The 24,946-nt window shown below is 47.1% G+C and carries 25 protein-coding genes; 18 read left to right on the top strand and 7 right to left on the bottom strand.

Annotation, left to right across the window (positions count from 1 at the left end):
• Positions 1-207: 207 nt before the first annotated feature.
• On the bottom strand, positions 208-900 hold the full coding sequence (locus tag QUB56_RS13300; RefSeq protein WP_332955706.1) for an SRPBCC family protein: 693 nt from the start codon (positions 898-900) through the stop codon (positions 208-210).
• An 18-nt stretch (positions 901-918) separates the two neighbouring features.
• Positions 919-2,082, bottom strand: a complete 1,164-nt coding sequence (locus QUB56_RS13295; RefSeq protein ID WP_332955705.1) for a baeRF3 domain-containing protein — start codon at positions 2,080-2,082, stop codon at positions 919-921.
• Positions 2,083-2,338: 256 nt separating this feature from the next.
• Between QUB56_RS13295 and QUB56_RS13290 the strand changes: the two genes are divergently transcribed.
• The 4 genes from QUB56_RS13290 to QUB56_RS13275 are packed head-to-tail and all read left to right on the top strand — an operon-like array spanning position 2,339 to position 4,114.
• On the top strand, positions 2,339-3,019 hold the full coding sequence (locus QUB56_RS13290) for a DUF2834 domain-containing protein (protein WP_332955703.1): 681 nt from the start codon (positions 2,339-2,341) through the stop codon (positions 3,017-3,019).
• Between the two features lie 33 nt (positions 3,020-3,052).
• Positions 3,053-3,187, top strand: coding sequence for a hypothetical protein (locus QUB56_RS13285; protein ID WP_332955701.1), 135 nt, complete (start codon positions 3,053-3,055; stop codon positions 3,185-3,187).
• A 9-nt stretch (positions 3,188-3,196) separates the two neighbouring features.
• The gene (locus QUB56_RS13280) at positions 3,197-3,796 is read left to right on the top strand and encodes a class I SAM-dependent methyltransferase (RefSeq protein WP_332955700.1); all 600 of its coding nucleotides are present in this window, start codon (positions 3,197-3,199) and stop codon (positions 3,794-3,796) included.
• A gap of 21 nt (positions 3,797-3,817) precedes the next feature.
• On the top strand, positions 3,818-4,114 hold the full coding sequence (locus QUB56_RS13275; RefSeq protein WP_332955698.1) for a hypothetical protein: 297 nt from the start codon (positions 3,818-3,820) through the stop codon (positions 4,112-4,114).
• Here QUB56_RS13275 and QUB56_RS13270 read toward each other — a convergent pair.
• The gene (locus tag QUB56_RS13270) at positions 4,111-4,596 is read right to left on the bottom strand and encodes a GNAT family N-acetyltransferase (protein WP_332955696.1); all 486 of its coding nucleotides are present in this window, start codon (positions 4,594-4,596) and stop codon (positions 4,111-4,113) included. The genes QUB56_RS13275 and QUB56_RS13270 overlap by 4 nt on opposite strands.
• Positions 4,597-5,065: 469 nt before the next feature.
• Here QUB56_RS13270 and ycaC point away from each other — a divergent pair, with 469 nt between their 5' ends.
• The 3 genes from ycaC to QUB56_RS13255 all read left to right on the top strand — a co-directional run bounded on the left by ycaC (position 5,066) and on the right by QUB56_RS13255 (position 6,966).
• Complete coding sequence (gene ycaC / locus QUB56_RS13265) at positions 5,066-5,707, top strand: isochorismate family cysteine hydrolase YcaC (RefSeq protein WP_332955694.1); 642 nt, start codon at positions 5,066-5,068, stop codon at positions 5,705-5,707.
• 312 nt (positions 5,708-6,019) lie between these two features.
• Positions 6,020-6,601, top strand: coding sequence for an antibiotic biosynthesis monooxygenase (locus QUB56_RS13260; protein ID WP_332955693.1), 582 nt, complete (start codon positions 6,020-6,022; stop codon positions 6,599-6,601).
• Between the two features lie 14 nt (positions 6,602-6,615).
• Positions 6,616-6,966, top strand: a complete 351-nt coding sequence (locus tag QUB56_RS13255) for a transaldolase family protein (RefSeq protein WP_332955692.1) — start codon at positions 6,616-6,618, stop codon at positions 6,964-6,966.
• 306 nt (positions 6,967-7,272) lie between these two features.
• Here the strand turns inward: QUB56_RS13255 and QUB56_RS13250 are convergent, their stop codons facing one another.
• Entirely contained in the window at positions 7,273-7,551 is a 279-nt protein-coding gene (locus tag QUB56_RS13250; protein ID WP_332955691.1) for a Photosystem I reaction center subunit PsaK, read from the bottom strand.
• Between the two features lies 1 nt (position 7,552).
• On the opposite strand from QUB56_RS13250, the gene QUB56_RS13245 reads away from it, so the two are divergent.
• Entirely contained in the window at positions 7,553-7,726 is a 174-nt protein-coding gene (locus QUB56_RS13245; RefSeq protein ID WP_332955690.1) for a hypothetical protein, read from the top strand.
• A gap of 124 nt (positions 7,727-7,850) precedes the next feature.
• Here QUB56_RS13245 and QUB56_RS13240 read toward each other — a convergent pair whose 3' ends face one another.
• On the bottom strand, positions 7,851-8,063 hold the full coding sequence (locus QUB56_RS13240; RefSeq protein WP_332955689.1) for a chlorophyll a/b-binding protein: 213 nt from the start codon (positions 8,061-8,063) through the stop codon (positions 7,851-7,853).
• 580 nt (positions 8,064-8,643) lie between these two features.
• Here QUB56_RS13240 and hflX point away from each other — a divergent pair.
• Both hflX and QUB56_RS13230 read left to right on the top strand, forming a co-directional pair.
• Positions 8,644-10,239: a GTPase HflX gene (hflX, locus tag QUB56_RS13235; protein ID WP_332955688.1), complete on the top strand. Its 1,596-nt coding sequence runs from the start codon at positions 8,644-8,646 to the stop codon at positions 10,237-10,239.
• A gap of 198 nt (positions 10,240-10,437) precedes the next feature.
• Positions 10,438-10,620: a hypothetical protein gene (locus QUB56_RS13230; protein WP_332955687.1), complete on the top strand. Its 183-nt coding sequence runs from the start codon at positions 10,438-10,440 to the stop codon at positions 10,618-10,620.
• A gap of 149 nt (positions 10,621-10,769) precedes the next feature.
• Here the strand turns inward: QUB56_RS13230 and QUB56_RS13225 are convergent, their stop codons facing one another.
• Positions 10,770-11,102 (bottom strand): hypothetical protein, encoded by a 333-nt coding sequence (locus QUB56_RS13225; RefSeq protein ID WP_332955686.1) that lies wholly within the window; start codon positions 11,100-11,102, stop codon positions 10,770-10,772.
• A gap of 342 nt (positions 11,103-11,444) precedes the next feature.
• On the opposite strand from QUB56_RS13225, the gene grxC reads away from it, so the two are divergent.
• From grxC to QUB56_RS13195, 6 genes are all read left to right on the top strand, one after another.
• Complete coding sequence (gene grxC / locus QUB56_RS13220; protein WP_332955685.1) at positions 11,445-11,708, top strand: glutaredoxin 3; 264 nt, start codon at positions 11,445-11,447, stop codon at positions 11,706-11,708.
• 67 nt (positions 11,709-11,775) lie between these two features.
• Positions 11,776-12,762, top strand: a complete 987-nt coding sequence (gshB, locus tag QUB56_RS13215) for a glutathione synthase (protein WP_332955684.1) — start codon at positions 11,776-11,778, stop codon at positions 12,760-12,762.
• Between the two features lie 156 nt (positions 12,763-12,918).
• Positions 12,919-14,058, top strand: coding sequence for a Gfo/Idh/MocA family oxidoreductase (locus QUB56_RS13210; RefSeq protein ID WP_332955683.1), 1,140 nt, complete (start codon positions 12,919-12,921; stop codon positions 14,056-14,058).
• 108 nt (positions 14,059-14,166) lie between these two features.
• On the top strand, positions 14,167-15,978 hold the full coding sequence (locus tag QUB56_RS13205; RefSeq protein WP_332955682.1) for a CHAT domain-containing protein: 1,812 nt from the start codon (positions 14,167-14,169) through the stop codon (positions 15,976-15,978).
• Between the two features lie 160 nt (positions 15,979-16,138).
• Positions 16,139-16,720 carry a hypothetical protein gene (locus QUB56_RS13200; protein WP_332955680.1) on the top strand — a complete coding sequence of 194 codons (582 nt, stop codon included), beginning with the start codon at positions 16,139-16,141 and terminating at the stop codon, positions 16,718-16,720.
• A gap of 702 nt (positions 16,721-17,422) precedes the next feature.
• Positions 17,423-19,924, top strand: a complete 2,502-nt coding sequence (locus QUB56_RS13195) for a glycosyltransferase family 2 protein (RefSeq protein WP_332955679.1) — start codon at positions 17,423-17,425, stop codon at positions 19,922-19,924.
• 589 nt (positions 19,925-20,513) lie between these two features.
• On the opposite strand, the gene QUB56_RS13190 is transcribed toward QUB56_RS13195, so the two are convergent.
• A complete protein-coding gene (locus QUB56_RS13190) occupies positions 20,514-21,947 on the bottom strand; it encodes an ABC transporter substrate-binding protein (RefSeq protein WP_332955678.1) in 1,434 nt (477 codons plus the stop codon).
• A 420-nt stretch (positions 21,948-22,367) separates the two neighbouring features.
• Here QUB56_RS13190 and QUB56_RS13185 point away from each other — a divergent pair, with 420 nt between their 5' ends.
• Both QUB56_RS13185 and QUB56_RS13180 read left to right on the top strand, forming a co-directional pair.
• Positions 22,368-23,549, top strand: a complete 1,182-nt coding sequence (locus QUB56_RS13185) for a hypothetical protein (RefSeq protein ID WP_332955677.1) — start codon at positions 22,368-22,370, stop codon at positions 23,547-23,549.
• A gap of 442 nt (positions 23,550-23,991) precedes the next feature.
• Positions 23,992-24,906, top strand: coding sequence for a heme A synthase (locus QUB56_RS13180; protein ID WP_332955676.1), 915 nt, complete (start codon positions 23,992-23,994; stop codon positions 24,904-24,906).
• Positions 24,907-24,946: the final 40 nt, after the last annotated feature.

Here is a 24,946-nt window from a genome sequence, read left to right as displayed (position 1 = left end):
ACTAATGAGTTTTTCAGTCCTCTTTGAGAGGACTTTAGCTATTAGACAGGGAATTCATTCCCTGGCGGACTAACGGGCGGGCGGGAGGACTAACGGGCGGGCGGGAGGACTGGTGGACAAAAAGCTTAAGTTGAACACCTATGGGCTTGGCCTAAGTCCCTACACTCGCCGGGTCCCTACAAGGGCTTACCACCAAAAGTGCTAGACTTACTTGCGGCCCGAAGGTTGACCTTCCGTAGTCGCTATTTCCCCAGCTTCCATCAACTGCTTAAAGCGACGCAAATCGTCGGCAATTTGCTGTTCCGGAGCTTCGCCAAATAGTTTAGCAGCACCAGCCGCAATTGCACCGCCCGGAGGGTTGTATTCGATGACAACTTTTACCTCTGTACCGCGTCCTGCGGGTGCCGTTTGAAAGCGCACAAAACCAGAATTCTCAACATCAGCCCCTTCAACAGACGCCCAAGCAATTAAGCGATTTTCTTCTTCGCGGACAATTTCTGCATCCCATTCCACACTATTGCCCATCGGCGCGCTGGCAATCCAGTGAGAACGTTTTTCATCTATTACCGTAACGTGTTTGAGATGCTTCATAAACCGAGGCAAATTTTCAAAATTGCGCCACAAACGGTACAATTCATCAGCCGGTTTGTCGATCGTCACCGTCTTTTCAACTTTAATGCTTTGATTCGGATCGGCAGCCGACTGCAAACCCTCCACAACCCCCAGACCGCGGGCCGCTAAACCGCCGCCCGCAACCGCCAGCAAAGCACCTCGCAAAGAACGCTGCGACAAACCAAAAAGCACCAGCGCCCCGCCGCCAATTAAAGATGCCCAGCGTTCGGTATCGCCGCTGCTACTTTGGTTTTGTTTGTCGGAATTTGTGACTGAAGAAGATTCCATTGGTTTAAACCTGGTAAATTAATAGCGGAAAATAGCAGCTAAAGGCGCCTCCTCCGGCACTTGTTCCGGCGGCACCGCGTAAACAGTTCCGCCGTTGAGAATAGTTTGAATTGCTGCCGCATTCAACAAATCTTCGTCGCCCAATTCTGCTTCTGGGTGGATTTGTACCGCATTCGTATCGGGATTAAAAGTACCCCACTGCTGAACGCCAAGAGCAACAAACAGTCGATCGACCCGTCCAAAATAAGCAGCCGAAACAGCTTCTTTCAAATCAGCAGAAATTTTATCGCTTCCTGTCAGATCGCGGTATTGTGCGATCGCCTCCGACTGAGCCTGCAAAAACAAAGGTTCCACCAGCGGCAAAGCTTCGGCCCGCAACTCTTCCGGCTTGAGAATTTTCTGATTGCCTGTAATTCCTTCTTCAACTAAATGCGGGTAGGTATTGGCTTCTCGGTAAAGCGGGAGCAAATACTCAACTCCAGCTAACACTAAAGGAGCTTTTTTATTGTGCAAATATTCGTGCAGCGCCCCATCGATTATGTGGAAATACTGCAATATTTCGTGCTGGCGCTCATCTCGATCTGGACTTCCTTGACCGTGAAAACTTCCCGGCTGCTGAAAAGAATTATTAGTGCCTCCTTTTGAAGTAGCAATCCGAAACTGACCATCTTTAGCAGTCGGGTCATATTGCAGAGCCTCATCAAGGCTTTTCGGCAAGTTTTCAACTTCAACTTCCCGAGCACCGTAAGCCGTACACTCAATCAGCCTCACTTCCTTCTGACTGAGAGCTAAAACATAAAATAAATTATTTCCTGTCAGCATAGGCATGAGCGGTTTGACGTGAAAATTGTCGCTCACAACCACTAATTCATCAAAATTCACCGGACAAGCATAGTAGCGAAAAAATCCCGAACCGACAAAAATCGCCAGCAGGTTGCTTTGATTTTCCCAAAAGTTTTCCTGGTCAACTTCTGCTCGGACTGGCTCTAGCAATTGGGCAGCTTCTTTTTTGTCAAATCCGTACTCTACTATTTTGTCTTCAGCCTCTCTGATTAAATTTTTGAACCGAATCGGATTTTGTTGAATTTCTGCTCCTTGAGCCACTGGCATATAAATAGAGACGCACAATCCAGGAGATTGTTGTACCAGCGCTTTGAGTTCCTCTACAGATATTAAGTTCACCGCTGAAACTCCTTTTCTAATAAAGGGTGGTGTAATGAAAACAACCGATTTTTTAAAATGTATCTCCCGTGGCGCGGCTCCTGCGTCTACCTAAAGTAATGATCGGCTACTGTAGAGCCTTTCATCCCCGAACTAAAACGGGGTTTGCAGCCGCTGTTCCAATCGAAATGCTTATCACTTAAGATAGACGCCGCTAATTCGGCCGCTACTTTACCATAATTTATTTTAGTCGGGTTCCACTACTCGTTATATATATATGATGAAAACAAAAATGTTTCTGTGGTTGCTGTGGGCAATATTTATTGCCTACACCTTGCTGCTAGCTCCTCTCGATCGGCCCGGAACGCTAACAGTTATAGAAAAAATGCTCAAGTTGCAGCTAGAAGGAATTAACCCCTACCTGGTAACGGTATTCGCTCTCATGGGAGTGTGGCCGATGGTCTACGCTTGCTTCCTATTTATTGATGAGAAAACCCAAAATATATCCGCTTGGCCTGCTTTCATTGCTTCCAACGGCGCGGGTATCATCGGCTTAATTCCCTACTTACTCCTGCGCCAGCCTCAGCCACAATTTTCCGGCCGCAAAGATATGTCGGTCAAAATAGCAGACTCCCGGTGGACAGGCATTGTACTTTTACTAACTACTATCTGGCTGTTAGCTTGGGCTTGGTTAAATGGAGATTGGGGAGATTATGTCAGGCAGTGGCAGTCAATTCCTTTTGTGCATTTAATAACTTGGGATTGTTGCTTGATGGCTGTAATATTTCCCTCACTTCTGGGAGACGACATGGCGCGACGCGGACTCGCGGACGATCGCATTTTTTGGGCCGTGTCTCTAGTTCCGCTGTTAGGGCCGCTAGTTTATCTTTGTCTGCGCCCACCTCTGCCAGAATCTGCAACAGAAATCCCCACTTTCCCAGTGACAGCCAGAAATTGAAACATTGAAAAATTTGGTAGTCTTCAAGATGTAATGAATATTCAAGCCGCAACGGGATTAACAAACGCTCAAAAAGCGACATTGAAAGCGTTAGGGGCTTTGGCGCAGTCTGGGTGTACCGTGGAGAAAGATTTTACTTGTGCTGAAAATCTCGATCGCCACTTATGAGGTGACTCTATGGAGCCAAATGATACATCGGCCCGCTACGACCGAATTGCCCAATGGTGGCAAACTGAGCATCAAGATTCAACCTACGGGATTGCCCAATTAGAACGGGCGATAAAATTTACTTCTTTGCAGCACGCCGCGCTTGATGTCGGGTGTGGAAGCAGCGGGCGTTTTATCAACAGTTTATCCAAGCATGGATTTCAGCCTGAAGGACTTGATATTTCTAGGAAAATGATCGATTTAGCCCAGCGGCTACATCCAGAAATCACGTTTTACCGGGCAGACATTTGTGATTGGCTGCCGCCGAAACTTTACAGCCTGATTGCAGCGTGGGATAGCACGTTTCATCTGCCAATCAACAAGCAAGCGCCTGTGATACAAAAGCTATGCGATGCGCTTGAACCCAATGGAGTGATCCTGTTCACTTGTGGCGGCGGACATACAATCCGCGAGATTTCGGGAGCATTTCAAGGTCAAGACTTTGATTACAGCACTTTGGGTGTAGATACTTTCCTGCAAATTTTGGTTGAGCATCATTGCACCTGCCGCCATCTCGAATATGACCAGTATCCTGAAAATCATGTTTACATAATTGCCCAAAAGATCTAATCTATAATTCGCACCATTAAAGTGTGGGATGTCGCAACTGGTGGCTGTATTAGGACGCTGATGGGCGATCGACTCTATGAAAGCATGAAGATTCAAGCGGCAACGGGATTGACGATCGCTCAAAAAGCGACATTGAAAGCGTTAGGAGCATTAGCACAATCATCAATACCAATCGGCGTTGGCCTAGCCTCTCCCGTGGAGAATCGCCTTAACTTTCCTGTTGAACAGTTGCAAGTAACCTTTGCGACTCCAGCAAGATATCTCGCTAGTTCGCTGCAACAGAGTTGTGTACGCCCATTGCCCCAGACCGCAGTCTAGTCTGCGCTTAACACTTTGCGGAACACGACTTTATCATCGCCCGCCGCGTAAAAGTCGCGAATGCGCGCCTCCTCCTCGTAGCCGCATTTCGCGTAGAACACCCGCGTGCGATCGAACTCCGGCAGCCCTGACGTTTCCACCAGCAATATGCGCCCGCCCCGCGCCGTCAACGTTTGTTCCACGTAGCGCAGCAGTGTCGAACCGCGTCCTTGTCCTTGGCGGTCAGGTCGGATCGCGATCAATTGTAGATTCCACGTCTGATTGGTCATCCGTTCTGCCTCGCAGTAGGCGACCCCAACTGGCCCATTGTCGTCATCGGTCAGCCAGAAATGAGCACTCTCGCTGTCGCCAGTGAAGTAATCAGCCAGCATTTCGCTGAGTTCCTCAACCTCCTTCGGCCCAAAGCCGATCGCCTCAGCTATGGCCAGGAGCGCAGTCCTGTCATCGGGTGTGGTCGATCGAATCATGGCAAACTCCAGCATATTGAGCTGAGTAGATTGTCCTACGGTATACTACAAAAGGCAATTAGTTTGGCTCTGAATGCTCACACATAACTTTTAAGCTGGTGCCCTCACTGACCAACTAGCGACCTAACTCAGTGCTTAACTTGCGGATATTGAGTGGTGAAATTTGGTGAGATTTTGCAAACTGAGTTCATGCCGCAACAGCTTACGCCATAAGTTATTTAGAGGAAATAGACGTTTCGCTTTTAATAAAAAAGCACATTCATTTAAGTTGTACCACTCAAGGCTTTCTGATTCTTGACAAGCGAATTTCAAAGGTGGTACAAGCCCCCAGATTTATCCGTGGAATCAATCCCCAATCGAAAATCCTCAAGCCCCCGCATTAATCCGTGGGGCCAATCTAAAATCTAAAATCTAAAATCTAAAATCGATTGACTCCATTCTGCAATGCCTCATTCACCAATAACCCAAATAGGAGAAATACCTCATGTCTACATTCAAATACAACCGTCTCGACAAGAATAATGCTGCGGTTTTGCTGGTCGATCACCAAACTGGACTGTTCTCACTTGTGCGTGATATTGGTGCCGCCGACTTCAAAAATAATGTGCTGGCGCTGGCAAGTGCAGCCAAATTTTTCAACCTGCCTACAATTTTGACAACTAGCTTTGAGCAAGGCCCCAATGGAGTCATCATCCCTGAACTGAAGGAGAAGTTTCCAGATGCTCCCTTTATTCCGCGTCCCGGACAAATCAACGCTTGGGACAACGAGGACTTTGTTAAAGCAGTAGAAGCAACAGGTAAAAAGCAATTGATTGTGGCCGGAATTGTCACTGATGTATGTGTTACTTTTTGTGCGCTTTCGGCATTAGAGGCAGGTTATGAGGTTTTTGTTGTCACCGATGCCTCTGGAACCTTTGATGAAGCCTGTCGCTATGCAGCTTGGGATCGAATGTCTCGTGCTGGAGTTCAGTTGGTCAATTGGTTTAGCGTTGTGTGTGAATTGCACCGTGACTGGCGCAACGATATTGAAGGATTGGGTAGTCTATTAGCAGAGTTTATTCCTGACTACAAAAACCTCATGACCAGCTATGCAGCAACGGCAAATCCTGGATCTCCCAATAAGTAGTGAGAAAGCGCCTAGTTTATTTAGCTCCTGTGTAACTGAGTTAATATTGTCATCGTTAGGTTATGAATTTTACCTGGACGTAGCGGTGACAACTACTTGGTTGTAAGTCACGTAGAGAGTGTTTTTAATAGCTATTGTCAATGATTATAAGTCTTTTTATAGTCATTTCATCTCATGCCAAACCTTCTCGATCGCATTCGTTAATCTCCCGAATGTTTCAAGACGTGCGGCCGAAAATTGCCAAGCAATTTGGTGTCTCTAGGGTGGTTGTTCTGAATAAAACTTTTCTCTCAGTTAATTCTCTAAATTATTATGTTGGAAGAACCGTTGGCGAGCAATAGCAGTGAAGACAACTCTCTAGTCACCGCTGTGATCTCTCATGTCGTGAAACCGGGGCGCGACGAAGGTTACGAAGCATGGTTTCATGGCATCGCCGCAGATGCAAGAAAATCCAAGGGACATCTGGGTGTCAGCACTATTCGACCCCACGATCACGCTCATCCTGAGTACGTGGTCATTCTCAAGTTCGATTGCTACGACAATCTCAAGGCCTGGCTTGAATCTGATGTTCGGCGAGAGTGGATTGAGCGATTGCAGCCCTTGATTGAAAAGCCAGAAGATATTCAAACCCTCACCGGATTGGAAACCTGGTTTACGCTGCCCAATAAATCGATGAAGGCTCCACCCCCTCGCTACAAAATGGCTTTAGTTACATGGTTGGGAGTGTTTGTTACCATTTCTATTCTCAATCGTTTGCTGGTACCGCTACTATCATGGCTTCCTGGGTTGCTCACATCTCTCACGATCACAGGTCTCACTGTTATGTTGCTCACCTATTTGGTCATGCCGCGCTTAACACAATTATTTCGCAAATGGCTATATCCCATTCCCTAAAATGATATGAATTTGTGGCGCTGCGGCGACGGGGACAATCGGTTGGGCTGGATAATTTTGAGCGAGGCTGGATTACCAACAGTAAGTTGCAGCACTACATTGATGACCGTGGACTACGAGGGGTGCTGTCAAAATTTCAAAGCTTGCAACCTGCAATTGAAGCGAAGAAATACGCGATCGCTGAAGCTCAAATCCTTTGGCGTTCTGTCGGCTGGTGTAATTTAATGCTCAGAATCCCAGCCACTCAAATCCTGCTGCCGGTGATTGCACAACTAATTTGCGATCGTATTAACGTCAATACAACATTGGTGTTTTCTGAGACAACCTACGAGCAAGTAGGGGATGCTTATCTCCGAGGACTATAAAGCCTCATTCAGCAAGGAGAATCTGTGAGTGATATCAAATTCGTTAGCATCGGAATAGTAAATTCGAGTTCACTGTTGACTGTTCACGGCGTCAACAGTCAACATCATTCCGGTGTAACCGGAATTGATATGAGATTGCTTGTTTTACCAGCTTTTCGATTCCTCGTTTAGATGCAGTTATTCATCCATTTCTAGAGCAAATTAAAATTAGGGGTGAGTGCTTTTCACTTACCCCTACCATTTTTTGTCTGCCTTTTAACCTACCGATTGTAGCAATAAATCGCCACAGGAGCGACGCAATTGCTCCTAAAAATACTTGTCGATGTGGAGGGTCAAAATCATGAATACTCCCAGCAAATGACCGGCGCTCATGCAAGCCAGAAATGCTGGTACGCTAACATTGTTGAACAGAGAGGGGAAGGGCAAAGGCATTTTCGGCCCGACGTGGGGATACCAAATTCTGCGACTGATAACTAGCAACGCTAAGAGATTGCAAACAAACATCACCAGAGGCTTTTGCCAATTTCCTGATGCTGTGTCAGTCAGAGTCGATTCTACTACTGCCAGTAAATTTGAGTTAATCATCGTGGATGCTCCTATTTTTCATAAAGTATCAGAAGTGCTCGATGAGATTTCTTGCCAAAAATACAGCAGGGGCGATCGGCTTTACGCAATAAATATCTGTTTTGTTCTCAATATTCCCCGCGCCAGCGGAGCGCCCCTACCCGAAATTGTCGAATCACAGCAAGAATTCTTTTAATGCCATTCAAAAGAAACGAAAGGTACAAATTGACACAACCAGACTCGCTGCCATTTGTAACTTTTAGCCTATCTGACCGTGGTGGCATTTCCTCACGCTCCCAGACAGGAAAGACTGCTCGTCATTACTGAGCAATGTAGTTAGGCAGTAAGTGAAGTATGTCGCGCAGAACGCTATATCCAGCCATGTCCCAAAGCAAATAAGCTAAGAAACCGATCATCGCTAAGCGGCCGTTCCAAAGTTCTGCTTGCGGGTTGAAGCCCAACAGAAAGGCATTGCGATCTTTGCCGTTGTAAGCATTAGTAGTAGGGGGCAAGTTAGTAGGACGAGTTTCCATGCTTTTACATTCCTTAACAATGTTTCGCTTCTCATGGTAGCGGCCTAATTTCTGCTTTGCTATCTGCCGGTAGGCTCAAAATACACACAAGTCTAAAGGAGGATTATGAAACCAAAAAAAAAGTGTTAAGTTTTGTTGAGGGCGGTTTTTTTAGCGATCGCCTTTATCTGTAAATACTAAATATAACGGCAAGTTGAGGTGCCCGCTGTGAAAGGGTCGATCGCAGCAGAGCGACAAAAAACGGCGCTGGTGACTCGACAAGACTTAATCCGCGCTCTGCTAGAGGCAAGAAAATTTAGTAAATTTAAACTTAAAACCCGAACACGATCGCCCTTGAGTTAACTAAAATAGGAGAAAAACAGATCGATCGGGAGAAACAGTTATCGAAACCATCTACGGCAATCTTCAAGGTTTAAAGTCCAGTCAGCTCAAGCAACTCGAAAAGCTGTACCACCAGCGACTACCGGGCGATCGCATCACCACTGCAGAATTCGCCCAGCGCGTCGCCGCCATCAGCACGGAAATCGACAAACCAATCTGCACCTACATCAACCGCCGCGGACAAGTAATTCGCGTCGGCGTGGGTACACCCCGGCAAACGCAGATAGCGCCCTTAGAATTGCCCCGCTACGGGGGAGGTCGCCTCAGCGGCATTCGCTGCATCGCCACCCACCTCAAGCCAGAAACCCCAAGCGAAGCAGCTCTCACCGCAATGGCAATTCAGCGCCTCGACGCCCTCGTTTGGCTGACACTGACCGGCGGAGGATTTCAGCGTCGCGGCGGCGGTGCGACAGGTTACATCCAAGAAACTTATCTCGCTCACCTGATACCCCAGGGCGATAGGCCAAATTTTGAGTTCTCTGTTTTGAGCGCTCAGTTAGAACCAGATGCAACTGATGAAATAGAAGAACCTTCAATTCAAAAGTCACTAATTCAAACTCCACACTTTCCCTGGAAAATATCAGAACCGCTGAATTTGGACGAACTCGCCGACCAAGACTTTCTGGATTTGGTGGAAGGACTCGAAGCGGAGTTTGAAGCAGAGTTTGTCGCCAAGCAGGTCGATGCAGACCAAGACAAAGTGCTGTTGGTAGGTGTAATGACTCAGCACATGACTCAGTTGGAGTTTGAGGACGGGCTCGCAGAAATCAGGCGGCTGGTTGAAAGCGCCGGGGGTCAGATACTGCAAACAGTGCGCCAAAAACGATCGCGCCCCCATCCGCAGACAGTCGTCGGGGAAGGCAAAGTTCAGGAAATTTCCCTCGCTGCTCAGACGGTTAGCGCTAACCTCGTGGTATTCGATCGCGACCTGGCCCCCGCACAAATACGGAACTTGGAAACTCAGATAGGTATCCGGGTAGTCGATAGAACAGAGGTAATTCTCGACATCTTTGCCCAAAGAGCTCGATCGAGCGAGGGTAAATTGCAAGTCGAACTCGCTCAGCTAGAGTACGCCCTGCCCAGGCTCAGAGGGATCGGTCAGGCAATGTCGAGACAGGGTGGCGGCATCGGTACCAGAGGCCCTGGGGAAACCAAACTAGAAACCGAACGGCGGACGATCGCCAAACGGATTTCTCGATTGCAGCAAGAAGTAAATCAACTGCTGGCCCACCGCTTCCGGCTGCGGCAGAACCGGCATCATCACGAGGTACCCTCAGTCGCGATCGTCGGTTACACCAACGCCGGTAAATCGACTCTGCTCAACCTGCTCACGAATTCCGAGGTCTATGCCGCCGACCAGTTATTTGCCACCCTCGACCCGACAACCCGACGGTTGACCATTCCTGGCAATGTCACCGGCGAACCGCTGTCGATCGTCCTCACAGATACAGTGGGCTTTATTCGCGAACTGCCCCCCGCCTTGATCGACGCTTTTCGAGCTACCCTCGAAGAAGTGACTGACGCCGATGCTTTGCTGCACCTTGTAGATCTCTCCCATCCCGCCTGGCAGAGCCAAATTCGATCGGTCATGAATATTTTGACAGATATGCCCGTAACTCCCGGGCCAGCCCTTGTCGCTTTTAACAAAATCGATGCTGTAGATGGAGAGACTCTCGCCCTCGCCCGAGAAGAGTTTCCTCAAGCCGTATTTATTTCGGCGGCCAAAGGTCTCGGGATGGAAACTCTCCGCGACAGACTAGCTCAGCTCGTTCAATACGCACTCTACCCTCGGTAAATACTTAAGTACTCCTTTTAAGTAGTTGACATTCCGGAATACACGTAAATATACTGAGGACAGATATCGTCTAACTATGAGACGATAAAATAGTAGTCAAATCGTGCATTGCAAAGTACAATACAGTAACTCGAGTTTTCGCTGGGTTAAAGAATTAATTTCAGGAGGCGGCGGTCAAGGTAAAAACACTCTGTGTTAATGGCTGTAACGGCCGTTAGTTCAGAGATTGCAAAAAGATGTTGCTTCACGGGAGTGCAAACCACAGTACGCGACGTTAAGGTGAAAGAGAAGAATGATGTTATTAAAGTGTTTGGGCGATCGCCTCAAGCGCTATACAATCTTTTACAGGCGCCCGCCAGAGACAACATCAATTTATTGTAAAAACTCTAAAATCCTTGCCCGTCGTGCAGCGCTACTCTCTAGGACTATTTCTATTTTCCAATCTTACCACTGTTTAACTAAATAGTTATGTTTACGCCACTGGCAAAACTAGCAATTGGACTCTCTGCCACAATGGCAACAGCGTTTTACTATCTAGCTGCTGCCCCTCCGGCTTCAGCACAATACATCTGCGGACCAGGAAATTTTTCCCCTGTCTGCACGAGAAACCCGCAAGCATCACCATCACCATCACCATCACCATCACCATCACCATCACCATCACCATCACCAGTCATAGCAGACCCACTGCCGGTAGTTGAATCACCATCACCAGTCATAACAGACCCACTGCCGGTAGTTGAATCACCATCACCAGTCATAGCAGACCCAGTACCCCTAGATCCGGTAGTTGAATCACCATCACCAGTCATAGCAGACCCGGTACCACAGCCCACAACCGAACCAGCAGTAACCTCGCCCACGGGGGAGTTTCAAAACATATACACCATCACGACGAGGCCACCAACAGCTATCCCAGAACCGGGTACTGTGGTAGCACTCCTGGGGACAGGCGCAGGAATCATCTGTTCCGGCAGAAAACGAAACAAGCAGGTTCGTCAGCAACGGTAGGCAGGCCAAATTTGCTGCTTGTTTTGAAAATCTCTGGGTTTCTTGAAGCGTGGGTGCATTTTTACTTATGGAAGAAAAACAAAGAAAATTGTATAAATAATAACTTTACAGCTTGCTTGCTGCAACAATATAAAAATTAAAATAAGATTGCTTAAGATTAAAATAAAAAAATATTGTTATTGTTTGAGCGGCTGATGACCCCTAAAGTAGAAATTTACACTTGGAGAACCTGCCCGTTTTGCATTCGTGCCAAAGCATTGCTGAAGCGCAAAGGGGTGGATTTTACAGAGTACGCGATCGACGGAGATGAAGCAGCACGAGCTCAAATGACCGATAGAGCCCACGGAGGTCGCACCCTGCCCCAGATATTTATTAACGACAAACACATTGGCGGCTGCGACGACATCCACCAACTCGATTCTCAAGGCCTCCTCGATCCGCTGCTAGCAGCAAAATGAGGCATTCCCTGTTAAATTTTAAGTTAGCCCAAATTTTTCGGCGACCAATTCTTAATTTTAACTGACAATGAAATTTGCATTCATCATCGATCCCCTCGCGCGACTAATTCCAGGACACGATACCAGCGTAGCGCTGATGGAGGCAGCTCAAGAGTTGGGTCACGAAGTCTGGGCGACTCAAGCCAACGAATTAAGCATCATCGGCGGGAAAACCTGGGCAATGCTCAGTCGGGTAGCGCTCACCCCAGTAAAACTGGTAGATGGACGCTGGGAGGCTGCTGAGAATTGGTACGACGTGGAACAGTCTACTTTGCAGCCTCTCGAAGCAATGGACGCAGTATTTATGCGGACAGACCCCCCAGTCAACGTTCCTTACCTCTACGCTACTTACCTTCTAGACGGGATCGATCCGGCTAAAACCTTGGTAGTTAACAGTCCCAAAGGATTGCGGACGGCGAATGAAAAGATGTATGCTTTGCAATTTGAGGGAGCCATCCCCGAGACAATTGTTTCTCAAAACAAGCAGGTAATTCGGCAATTTGTTGAGAAAAAAGGAGCGGCAGTTCTTAAACCCTTGGGCGGCAAAGCTGGCGAGGGGATTTTGTTTTTGGAAGCGGGCGATCGCAATCTCAACTCCCTGGTCGAAATTAGCACTCAACAAGGGCAAATTCCAGTGATGGTTCAGACTTATCTGCCGGAAGCAAAAGAGGGAGACAAGCGGATAGTGCTGTTGAACGGCAAGCCCATCGGTGCTATCAACCGTATTCCGACTGGCAATGAATTTCGCGGCAACATGGCCGTCGGCGGCCGAGTCGCAAAAACAGAAATTACCGCTCGCGAACTGCAAATTTGCACTCAGTTAGAACCAGTGCTGCAACGGGACGGACTGTACTTTGTTGGCATTGATATCATTGGCGGTTATCTCACAGAAGTTAATGTCACCAGCCCTACAGGGATCAGAGAAATTGACTTGTTTGACGGGGTTAGTTTGGGCAAAAAAGTAATTGAATGGGTGGAGAAGGAAGAAGGAAGAAGGAAGAAGGAAGAAGGATGAGGGAAGAAGCCAAGCACGACACAGATGAGGACACGGATACACGGATTAATTATCGACCTTCAGGCAGATGTTGCAGTCGTTAGTTATTTGTTAGTTACTACCAATTCCCAATTCCCAATTCCCAATTCCCAATTCCCAATTCCCAATTATTAAATTATGTCAAAAATTGGCGTGGCAGTAGTCGGTACAGGTTTCGGTCAAAAAGTACACCTTCCCGGATTCCAGGCACATCACCGGACAGAGGTGGTGGCTGTTTACCACCGGAATTTAGACAAAGCAAAGGATCTCGCCTCTAGCCACAATATCCCCTACGCTTGCGACTCGATCGCCGATATAGTAGCCATCCCAGAAGTAGCGGGCGCCAGCATTTCCACGCCGCCATTTTTGCATTTTGAAATGGCAAAAACCGTCTTGGAAGCAGGCAAGCATTTATTATTAGAAAAACCCACAGCCCTGACAGCAAATGAAGCCCGGGAACTTTACCGATTAGCAAACAACGAATCTCAAACCGATTTAAAAAAGGGTGGTGCCACAGCAATTGCCACAATGGACTTTGAGTTTCGCTTCATCCCCGCATGGCAAATGCTAGCAGAATTATTGGCAGCAGGATATGTGGGAGAAAAACGTTTAATTAAAGTTGATTGGCTGGTGTCGAGCCGTGCTGATGCTACTCGCCCTTGGAATTGGTACGCGCAAAAAGAGCGAGGTGGCGGAGTTTTGGGCGCGACAGGTTCTCACGTTTTTGATTATATTAGCTGGCTGTTCGACCCGCCGCAGAGGCTTTCTGGGCAATTGATAACAGGAATTTCGGCGCGCCCAGATTCGAATGATTCGGGAAATTTAAAATTAGTTGATGCCGATGATTCTTGCACGTTGATGTTGGAATTAGCCGGGGGAACGCCTTGTCAAGTTTGTTTGAGTTCTGTTACTTATCAGGGGCGGGGACACTGGGTGGAAATATACGGGAGTAAGGGTACATTGGTGTTGGGAAGTGACAACCAGCAAGATTACGTTCACGGATTTCGCTTGTGGGGTTCCCAAGGTGGAGAACCTTTAGCTGAAATCAAAATTCCTCAACGATTGGAGTTTCCTCAAGTTTATCCAGACGGGAGGATTGCACCGTTTATTCGAGTAGTAGATAGGTGGGTAGAAGCGATAGATGCAGGTACATCGTTGATACCGTCCCTCAGAGAAGGGGTTTACTCGCAGTTGTTGATGGATTTGACCCAGGAGTCGAATGCTACGGGAACTTGGGTAGATGTACCGAATTTAGATAAGTTTTTGGGCGGCAGGTAAAAGTAAAAACTCACAAAGCAATCTCTCGCACTCGATCGCACCCCAAACCCGATAAACTACGAATAGATAAACTCAATCCAACCCTATATCCAGAGTCGGTAGTTGTGAATGGCGCGCCCTCAAAGTCCTTGCCTCAGTATAGCGATCGCTCGCCTGAGAACCGCTGGGGCAAACCATTTTGCCACTTGGGTTCTACAAGCTCCCTATCCTAGCGGGTACGTTCACCACGACTGTATGTGGCCACATACCCTATCCCAATCGTGGAAAGCTTGGCAGGAAATGTTTTCGCCCTCCGGGACAATTCACGAATTGCCCCTAAATCCGGATGGCAGTTTCCTATCGCCGGAACTCAACCAGAATATACTGGCAGAAACTGAACAACGAACACCGACGCCCTCAGTGCCGCTCCACCTCGGTCAAGGGGGGTGGGGGGACAGGGGAAAGCAAAATCCGCCGCCACCGGCGAGCTACAGCAGTCGTCTGATGCAGCATATGGGGATTAATCTTTGGCAGTGGCTGTTTGAAGGGCCGATTCAGGGTAGCCTCCAGGAAAGTAAAGGCATCGCGATCGGGCAAAATCTACCCCTGCGAGTGCGCATAGACTTGCGCGAACCGTATTTAATTGCTTTACCTTGGGAAATTATGCAGCCTCAAGCCGGTCAGCCTGCAATTTCTCTGTCGCAGCAACTGCTTTTTAGCCGCACTACCAGCAATGTTGAACCTTTGCTACCCCTGCCTCCTGCGGAGTCGCTCAACATTTTGCTAGTTTTGGGACAAGCAGAACCCGGCCGCGCTGCTAATTCTCAATTTTCTAGCAGCAATAACGGTCATTTGCAGTTGGGAGAAGAAGCACTCGCCCTAGCTGGCGTTCTCGAAACCGCTTTTCAAACCGACGACAGCGGCAAATATTCTGACATCAGCGTTCCGACTCGCGTCGATACTCTGATCGAACCTACTGCGGCGGAACTAATTTCTCGGCTGGAAACGCAAGCTTACAACATTCTGTTCTACGCCGGCCACGGGATACCGGGCCCCGACGGCGGCTTGCTGTTTTTGGGGCCGGACACCGCGATTAATGGCACTGAACTGGCTCAGGTTTTAGTTCGGTGCCGCGTCACTCTGGCGGTGTTTAATGCTTGCTGGGGAGCTCAGCCTGCAGTGGAGAGGTTGCGCTCAACTAACGGCCAGCAACAGGCGATCGCCCGCAGCAGTTTGGCTGAGGTACTGATCCATCACGGGGTGCCCGCGGTGTTGGGGATGCGGGACTCGATCGCAGATCGCGAGGCCCTGAGTTTTATCCAAAGTTTTGCTCAAGCTTTGGCCGGCCGGATGTCGGTCGATCGGGCCGTCGCCGTCGCCAGACAGCAGCTACTAACCCTCTACAAGTTCAATCAACCGGCTTGGACGCTGCCGGTGCTGTATATGCACCCTGAGTTTGACGGTCAACTAACTGAGCCGGTAGATGACCTCAAAACAGAATTGCCTTTAAATTCTTCTACTTGGCTGGGACGCTTGCCGTCTTCTGCTTACTTGCGGGGGCTCGATCGACCCAATGTCAAATCCACCGAATCGACCAATCAGGTTTGGCCGATTCGCGCTGGTATAGTTCGAGTCGGACGCTGGGAACAAAACGACGTAGTGATTCGAGAACAGTGGGTTTCTCAAAAACACGCCGAGATTTTCTGCCGCAACAGTATCGGAGATACCGAGGGCGAACCTAGCTACTTCCTGCGCGATTTTTCTCGTTATGGGACTCTAGTTTTGGGACCTGAGGGATGGCAGAGAGTTCACCACCAAGAATTGCTGCTGCAATCGGGCACTCAGCTAAAATTTGGCAGTTCTCAAGGTCAGATTTTTGAGTTCACTATTGAGGTTCCCAAAACTTCGGGCTACAGTGGGACTGATTGCGGAACGAATTAAGGTGCGGCTGTAGCTAATGAAGGCAATCGGCGATCCCGACAGCAAAGTTCTGGGCGTTGAGTCGAAAGTCTGAAGTTAAAAGAGTTATTCACAACTCCCAACTGGCGTTTTGCTTTCGTCCCGGTTCTGTATTTTGTTTTTCCCACTTAGGTATTACATCATGGCTACCCAATCTCCTGATTCTCAATATTTTCGTGATTCGCAAACTCAGGCTGAAATGGAACTTCTCGCCACAATTGTTCAGACTGATGTTGCTTATCCCTGGAATCCCGCACAGCTTGAATCAGAATCTTATTTGACTGCGCTAGAGCAAGAATTTGCACTTTCTGATTCCTTCAGCGACAGCGATATTGTCCAGAAGTCGCAAGTTCTATTCGCACAATTAGAACAAGTTTGGCTGACGACTGCTCTGCAAAAGTCTTTGCGTGAAAAATTTACTGGCGTTCCTCAAGATTTTCTTGCCCGCATCGCTCAAAGCGTTCAAAACGCAACAGTTAAGTATCAATCTTTAGCTGACCAAATGGTAGAGTGCGTGTTAGATATTTTGCCTCAGTGGGCTGAGGAAGATTTGCAGGTATTGGCGCGTCCTTTGGCTTATGCAATGCGAGAGGTTGATTCGGAAGGGGCCCAATTGGTCATGGCGACTAGAAGACCTTGGGCCCAACTGTCGGAAATAGAACAGGCGAGAGTTAGTTTGGCTGTCGCCCGCTATGCAATCTCGCAATTAGCAATCTCTGATTAGTTGTTTGATGACTGGCTTTTTGTGCTGCGATCGCGGTAAAAATATTTAATTAAAATAAAATATATCTACCTTTAGCTAGATGTGAAGTTCGGCTAATTATTAACCTCTAGGGATTGCTATAGTTTGCTCTAGCAATCCTATTTGATTTTTGACACAATAATTTGTTGTTGAACAATACCAACCGCGCCCGACGGTGAGGACGTTCTTATTTGCACAAATATGAGTTGTTATATTAGACAAGATTGCATATATTCGCTATCCTATAGCGGTTCTCAGGCGTGGTGAGGTATGCCCTATTTGGCCGATGCCCGATGCCCTATTTGGCCGATGCCCTATTTGGCCAGATAGTACCTCATGTTACGGAGAAAGGCTATATCTTCAAATGCCTCTGCGTTGCATCTACGTTGCATCTCTGGTTTCCCTATGAATCAAAGATTTATGCAATAAATCTATTGCTTCTTCCCTCTCTCCTCAATAACTCAAGCCTTCTTCCTTCTTCCTTCAACATCTGCTATACCTTGCCCGGATTGGACAGGATCAGCGGTTTGGCAGCAGGAAGCAAGATGAACTATCATGCAAATATCAAAATTTAAAAAAAGGTAAATATAGTTAAGTGGGGTGTGTCGGAATTTTCAACAGCATTAAAAAGTGGACAGCCGGAAACCCTTACTGTTGCAGGTACGATCGGGAATTTCACATTTTATGACAACTTCAAGATTTGACCTTCAAGAGTTGAAACGCCACTTTTGGCCGGTTTCGCGACTGCCGGCGGCAACGCTAGTGGTGTTGGGGGCGGTTGCTTTCGGAGGTGCGATCGGCGGATCCTGGTTTGCAGGTGAAGGTACAGTCAGCGGTATTTTTGCCACAATCAACTCTTGGCAGCAAAACCCGCCTGTGTGGCTGCAAGTGCCTGCTACTAGTAAGATGTATTTGTTAGTGCCGACTGTCGTGCTTGTGTCAGTTGCTTTAGCTGCAATTAAAATTTCGCCTCAACCGCAGAAACGATCGGGCGCTGTTGTAGTTGCAATAGTTCTGGCTTTAACCATTCGCTACGTTTTGTGGCGATCGCTCGCTACTCTCAATTTAAGCGACCCCCTCAACGGTATCTTTAGTTTGGGGCTGTTTTTCCTAGAAATGTTAATGGTGTTCACCAGCAGCATTCAACTGTATTTAATGCTGAGAGTGAAAGACCGGCGAAAAGAAGCCGATCGCATGGCAGTTGCAGTTGAATCTGGAAACTTTTGCCCGCCCGTCGATATTTTTATCCCAACTTACAACGAACCCGCATTTATTTTACGGCGCACTGTCATCGGCTGTCAAGCTTTAGATTATGCCAACAAAAAAGTATATTTGCTCGACGATACCAAGCGCCCTGAAATCAAATTCCTGGCAAAAGAACTGGGATGCGAGTATATAACCAGACCCGATAATATTCACGCCAAAGCTGGAAACATCAATCACGCCACAGCCCAAACTAATGGAGAACTAATTGTAGTTTTTGATGCAGATTTTATTCCTACTAAAAACTTTTTAACTAGAACAGTGGGATTTTTTCAAAATCCCGAAATCGCCCTGGTTCAAACACCGCAAAGCTTTTACAACCACGACCCCATCGCCCGCAATTTAGGTTTAGAAAATGTACTCGCGCCGGAAGAAGAAGTATTTTACCGCCAAATTGAAATCATCAAAGACAGCGCCGACAGCGTGATTTGTTGCGGTACATCTTTTGTAGTTAGGCGCAGTGCTTTAGAAACAGCGGGAGGCTTCGTCACAGATTCAATCTGCGAAGATTATTTTACCGGAATTCGGCTGTCAGCAACCGGGTATCGCTTAGTTTATTTAGATGAAAAATTGAGTGCTGGTTTGGCGGCTGAAAATATAGATGCTCATCTAACTCAAAGGTTGCGCTGGGCGCGAGGCACGCTTCAGGCATTTTTTATTGATTCCAATCCTTTAACGATTCGCGGTCTCAGATTCGTACAAAGGCTGTCTCACCTCGAAGGATTGCTGCACTGGTTTACCAGTTTAACCAGGGTTTTTTTTCTGTTGATGCCTTTAGCTTATTCGTTTCTCGGCGTACTTCCTTTACGGGCAAGTGCGCGGGAATTGCTATACTTTTTCCTGCCTTACTATTTGGTGCAAGTTACTGTGTTTTCTTGGCTGAACCGCAGATCGCGATCGGCTTTGCTTTCCGATGTTTATTCATTTGTCCAGTGTATACCTTTAGCGGTAACGGTGGTGAGTGCCATGCTGAAGCCCTTTGCGAAAGGGTTTCAGGTGACGCCGAAAGGAATTGCTAGCGATCGCTTTCGTTTTAACTGGAACTTGGGATGGCCTTTGATTGTCTTGTTTGCAGCTACAGCATTCAGTTTGTGGCACAATTTAAACATTCATTTAATTAAAAATGTTGCCAGCTTACAGGCAATATCAGAAAGGGCAGATTTGGTAAAAGGCATAAGTTTGGGATGGATTTGGAGCGCTTACAACCTGCTGATGCTGGGGATTGCACTACTGATTTTGGTGGATATTCCTAAGCCGGACATTTACGAATGGTTCAATTTACGCAGGGTAGTACAACTGAATATTGGCGGTCAAAGTTTTTGGGGTATAACCACTGTAATTTCGGAAAGTGGCGCTGAAGTTGCTCTGACACAGTGGCCAAGTTTTGCGGTAAAAAATAAAGGCAGTAAAGAGAGTTTTACTGCCGCAGAGATTTTGCCAAAATATGGCGTTCAGACAAGTTTATCGCAGGGTAAAATAAAAGCCATCTCTCCCAGGGCCGCAGTCAAAGCGAGGATCTTGCTAGCGCCGTCTGTTCTTGAGTTGGGCACTGAGGATCCTTTAGCCAAAGGTTTGATTGATTGCGATTCGGCGACTCTGGAAATTATGGAAGAGAAATGTTTTATTCCTGTGGCTAAGATTAAGTTGGTGAGCGATAAATCTCAGTTTGAGTCGAGTTTTCCGGATGCAGCCGGGTGCAGTTTGGCGGAATTTCCCACTGTGCGAATTGCGTTCGATCGCCTGAACATTAGCCAGCACCGCTGTTTGATCGAAATGCTGTACTGTCGCCCGGGCCAGTGGAAGCGGCAGGAAACTCCCGGAGAATGGCGATCGCTGTGGCTGTTGTTGAGAATTGCTTTGAAACCGAGGGCTGTGTTTGAGAGACATCGGCAAGTTAGACCGATCCGAGTTTCCCAACTTTAGATCGAATTCGCTACATACTTTCGTCTCTCTCTAAGATACTAGAAGAAAGTGGCGGACTCAATTCTTTAATCTTTAATCTAAAATCGCCTGACGGAGGGCTTTTCGGTGTCGGGGCGCAGGGCAGATTGGGGGTTTTCGGGGATGAAACGGGGAGATTTTGGCCGCGCCTGCAGACTAGCCACCAAATACCTACACCGACTAGGGCATGGTAATTAACAGCGACAAAAGGACAGCCGGAGCTTTATTTTTGGGGTATATAATATCAATTCCGGTTGCACCGGAATTATTGTTGACTGTTAACGGGCGGGTCGGGAAACTGAATGATAGTTGAGTATTGACTGTTGATTCATTCGCTTTTACAATTCCTCAGCTAGCGGAGTTGATATAAGAACACAACTTGAGATTTTGACGGGAAAATTTAACATGATTTATATTTATATTTCACAGTTTTTATACACTTTTTAATATCAGGTTTGCGTCAATAATATAATTTAATTTGTAGTGATAACTTTAATCCGAGCCAGTTTTATGAGGATTTTGCTCCTCACTACAAACGTTATAACTGTTATTTTAGCAGACATCATACAATTCACAAACCGGATATCGGCACAAACTCGTAACCGTAACTGGTGCGATTTCCGGGTTTAACAGTTACTAATTGAACTGCTCGATTGCGATCGCCCGAAGGTAAAAATCGAATCGGGCCCGATGCTCCTGTTGCCGAAAAATCTGACGCCGATAAAGCTTGTTGAATGCCTGTCCGAGTCGGATTGCGCTCTAAACCTGCAATTAACGCCAGGGCCGCGTCGTAGGCTAAAGCTGTGCGCCAACTTACTTCAGCATCCCAAAGTTGTTTGGATGTTTGGGGAAAGTTTGACTGCGGATCTGCGAGAATGTGCCAAGGAACAGCTAGCACCATATCTGTTGCTCCTGCGCCACCGATTTGCAGGGTTTTAGCAGTATAAGCACCGTCTCCTGCTAGTATTGGCAGCCGTTTGGCGTTTACTTGCACTACTTGCAAAGCTTGGTCGATCGTGGCTGAATTGGATGCTAACATAATCACTTCTGCTCCTTGGGCGATCGCACTTTTAACGCTCTCGGCCGCATTAAAATTGCCCTTAGCAAAGTCAAATTCGCCTACTATTTGTCCTCCATCTCCGTAAAGAGCGATAGTGAATTCATCTTTTAAAGATTTGCTGTAACTGCTGGCAGAATTGAAAAATACAGCAGCTTTTTGCTTTTGCAATTTTGCCAGCATATAGCGGGAAATAGCATTAGCCGCAAACCGATCGCTCGGCACTGTCCGAAATATATTTTTACCAACTCCTGAAAGCTGCATCGACGTACTTGTGGGAGAAATTGCTACTAATTGTTTTTCCTGGTAAATCTTGCTGGCTGCTAGGGTTGTATCTGAACCAAAATGCCCGACCACTCCTAAAACTTCCGAGTTATTTGCTAAAGCGCTGGCAATTTGTGCGGCAATTTCTGGGTTGTTGTCATCGTTAGCAATTACCACTTTTAAGGGAGTACCGCTAAGGCCGCCGCTTTGGTTGATTTCATTTTGAGCCTGAGCTACCCCCCGCAGAATTTCTAGAGCAGCATTGATATCGCCGCCAATGGGAACTGCGGCGGCAATTGTGTAGGATTTTCGAGATCCGATGCGGGCGTTGTTGAGGTAAATTAGTGCTTCTGGATCGTTGCGATTGGTGTTCAGCGAAGCTTGTAAGTCGGAAATAGCTGCGTTATAGTTGCCAGATGCGATCGCCTGTACTCCTGTTTGTTTGGTTGTTGTTGCTTGCTCTGGAATTAACAGTTTTTGTCCGGCACTCAGACGCTGGCCAATTGCCTGCTCTGACTGCTCGGCATTTCCTGTCGGAGACTTGGGAATTGTCTGATTTGGGAGTGATGAACCTCCGAGATTGATGCTGCCTCGGCTTGTCAGCCACCATATACCTGCACCGGCTAGCCCGATCGTAATTAGGAGCGATAATACCAGAACAGCGGTTTCGTTTTTTTGGGACATAATTTTAGATTTTTAGATATTTGAAATAACAAAGTCATTAGTCATTAGTTGTTAGGAGCGAGGAAAAAACATTGACCAAGGAGAAGAAGTGATTTTAAATTGGCGCTCCCGAATTTATGTAGGGTGCGTCAGATACAGTGATTTTATCTATCAATTGATGATCTCGGAGCTGAGGCACCATGGAAGCCTAAAATCCAGTAGTCACTACTCCCTTATTATATGCGATCGCCCGGACATGATATAATTCAGTAACATTGGCTTAGTAAAAATAGCGATCGCACTGTTTAGCCTGAATGCTTTCAAGGTGGTTCCACCAGAAAAGTGCAGTAATTTTTATAAGTTACCGATTCAAAGATTAGTGAACCCTACCCTGCAAGAGCGCCACTTCCTCCATTTTAAATTTAGTTAAGCAGGCAAGAAATGATAACTGGTGGATTAGATAAAACGCTGAGTGTTGGAACTGATGTGGCAGCTTGGTTTCTCTTTCATCCGCACGATCTGGCACATCGTCGGGCAGATCCTCAGAGTTGGTGGGGCTATGACTTTGCCATTTTTAAAGAATTTGCCGCTGGAACACTTGTTGCCGTCCACACAGGGGGGGATGGTAATTCTACAGTTAGGTTCACTAACGTCGGATTGACGGAACGAGAACTTACCTACGCAGTCTGTTGGGCCGATTTTCGGTTGCAGGTAAAACATCAATCTCTCTATCTGGATGGGGGTTATGTGTTGCCAGCAGAACAGTGTGACGAAATTGAGCGATGCGATCCGGAGGGTTATGGATGGATTGAGTTACCCAATGGCAATTATCGAGTGACGGTTCATGCGATCGCTTGGTACGACGAACCAGGTGCGCTGGACGAGAACAATTATTCAACCGAGTCAGCTTTAGCTGCCTATGTTGTTCACTTTCAGTCTGTGGCAGATATAGATTCGATTGCGCCTCCAACAACGCTTCCAGATCTATATCCAGTGTGTTCAACTTCCGAAGATGTGGTATTTTCTGAAGGCGAAGAGTTATTGATTCAAAACACACCGTTGCAATGGTCTGAGTACCCTGTATTGCAGTGGCATGAGGTGATTTTTCCCTACAGTGAACACCGATTAGATCTCACTGGATTAGTAGAATCGTTTGAGCTAAGCGATGGGCAGATGGTTACGGTTTTATCGTTAGACGTTCCTACAATTGGGACACTGGTTCAATACACATATATGGACACATATAGGGAAGGCCACTATCAAGCAATGGGTGTAGTAGCAATCCGGTTGGTTGAGTTGAAGCGCATCTTTAAACGCAATGAGGTTTTTTGGGCAGAGGTTGAACCTTATAATCCAACTTTTGTGCCTGCAGATCTAGAATCCATTGAGGAGTTGAAGCGTCTTTTTGCAGACTGTGCAGCAATCAAACTTACCAATTCCATCCATGTGGAGTATCCTCACTTTTATGCAGAGCATATTGCGTCCCTGACAGAAGCCCGTGAGTTGGGATGGCGGGTTGCTCATGCTCTAGATTTAATAAGCGATCGCCAACAGGAATTACTAGCCCTCTCCGAAAGAGAATTAATTCACAGGTTGATCTATCACTTGAGTCACAGAGAGTAAACCAACATTATACAATCTGAGGTGAGTAAACCTGAGAACTACCTTGAAAAACGCCTAGGGGCTAACTCTTCAGTCCTGTACTTAGTTACAAATTTTTACGTTAAAGTTGGGCATATATCATAAACATTTGAAAAAAAGCTTTTCTTAATCATATCTTTATTTTTCTCCGCGGTAGGGACTGGGAGGGAGGCTGTAACAGCAAAGGGTTCGGTAAAATAATTAAAGTTTGTTGAAATTTATAAAAATAGCTGCAATACTTTGTAATGTAAAGAGGAAAGTTGAAAAATATCTAAAGACAAACTAATTGGATTGCGATGTCGCTAAGGTAGTATATATGACGGTTTGTCAGAGGAAAAGAGTGTTAAGCTCGGCTAAGCTCAGCAAAAGTAAAAGCTCGCTATTTCATTAAGTTCGATCGATAACAAAGGCTAAGGTAAAGTTCATGGCAAACTCAGTTTTAAATCAGCCAAACGCAGCAGCAGGAGTGCAGTGGCAGCCACAAAATATTATCCGCGGCCTAGTGTGGAAAATTGCGATCGCAACCTGGCTGTTAATGGCTGTAGGTAGCGCCACGCGGGTGATGAATGCGGGACTCGCTTGCCCCGACTGGCCGCTGTGCTACGGTCAATTAATACCCGCAGCGCAAATGAATTTGCAGGTATTTCTGGAGTGGTTTCACCGATTGGACGCTGCGGCAATTGGCTTGAGCGCGATCGCACTTTTAGGACTATCTTTGTTTTACCGCAGCCGCCTGCCAAAATGGCTGCCTTGGGCGAGTGCCGGAGCACTATTTTTAATCGTTTTTCAGGGTGTATTGGGCGGCTTGACAGTAACACAACTGCTCAGATTTGACATCGTTACCGCTCACTTGGGAACAGCTTTACTGTTTTTTGGCGCCCTGCTAGTCATCGGTTTCATGCTGACTCCCTACCAAGCTACAGGAAATGTCGGTAAATTGGCTTGGGTAAGTTCGATCGCAGCATTGTTAGTTTACCTGCAAAGTTTGCTAGGAGCATTAGTAGGCTCGAGATGGGCACTGCACCAATGTTTGAGCTCCTCAGAATTGTGCTCGGTAATGAACAGCCACATCGCGGGTATCGTACCAGCTACAGCAGCGACTTTAGCGGTAGCAGTCATGGCTTGGCGGCAGCCTGCACTGAGCCCAAATTTGCGAAAACTGGCTAACTGGGCGAGTGTTTGCCTCATTGCTCAATTAGTTCTGGGATTAGCAACTTTCCGGCTGCACCTTCAGGTAGAACCGCTGACTGTCGCCCACCAAGCAGTCGGTGCTGCTTTGCTGGGAACTCTGGTAGCTTTTAGTGTTTTGGCTTGGCGCGATCGAGTTTTATCAGCTTGAGAGTAATATCATGTCCGGTAGCATGGTTATTATATAGTGC

Origin of the sequence: Microcoleus sp. AR_TQ3_B6 (assembly GCF_036702785.1) — a bacterium.
Lineage (GTDB): Bacteria > Cyanobacteriota > Cyanobacteriia > Cyanobacteriales > Microcoleaceae > Microcoleus.
The sequence above is the reverse complement of the archived record's forward strand: the minus strand, read 5'-3'. Positions and strand labels throughout refer to the sequence as shown.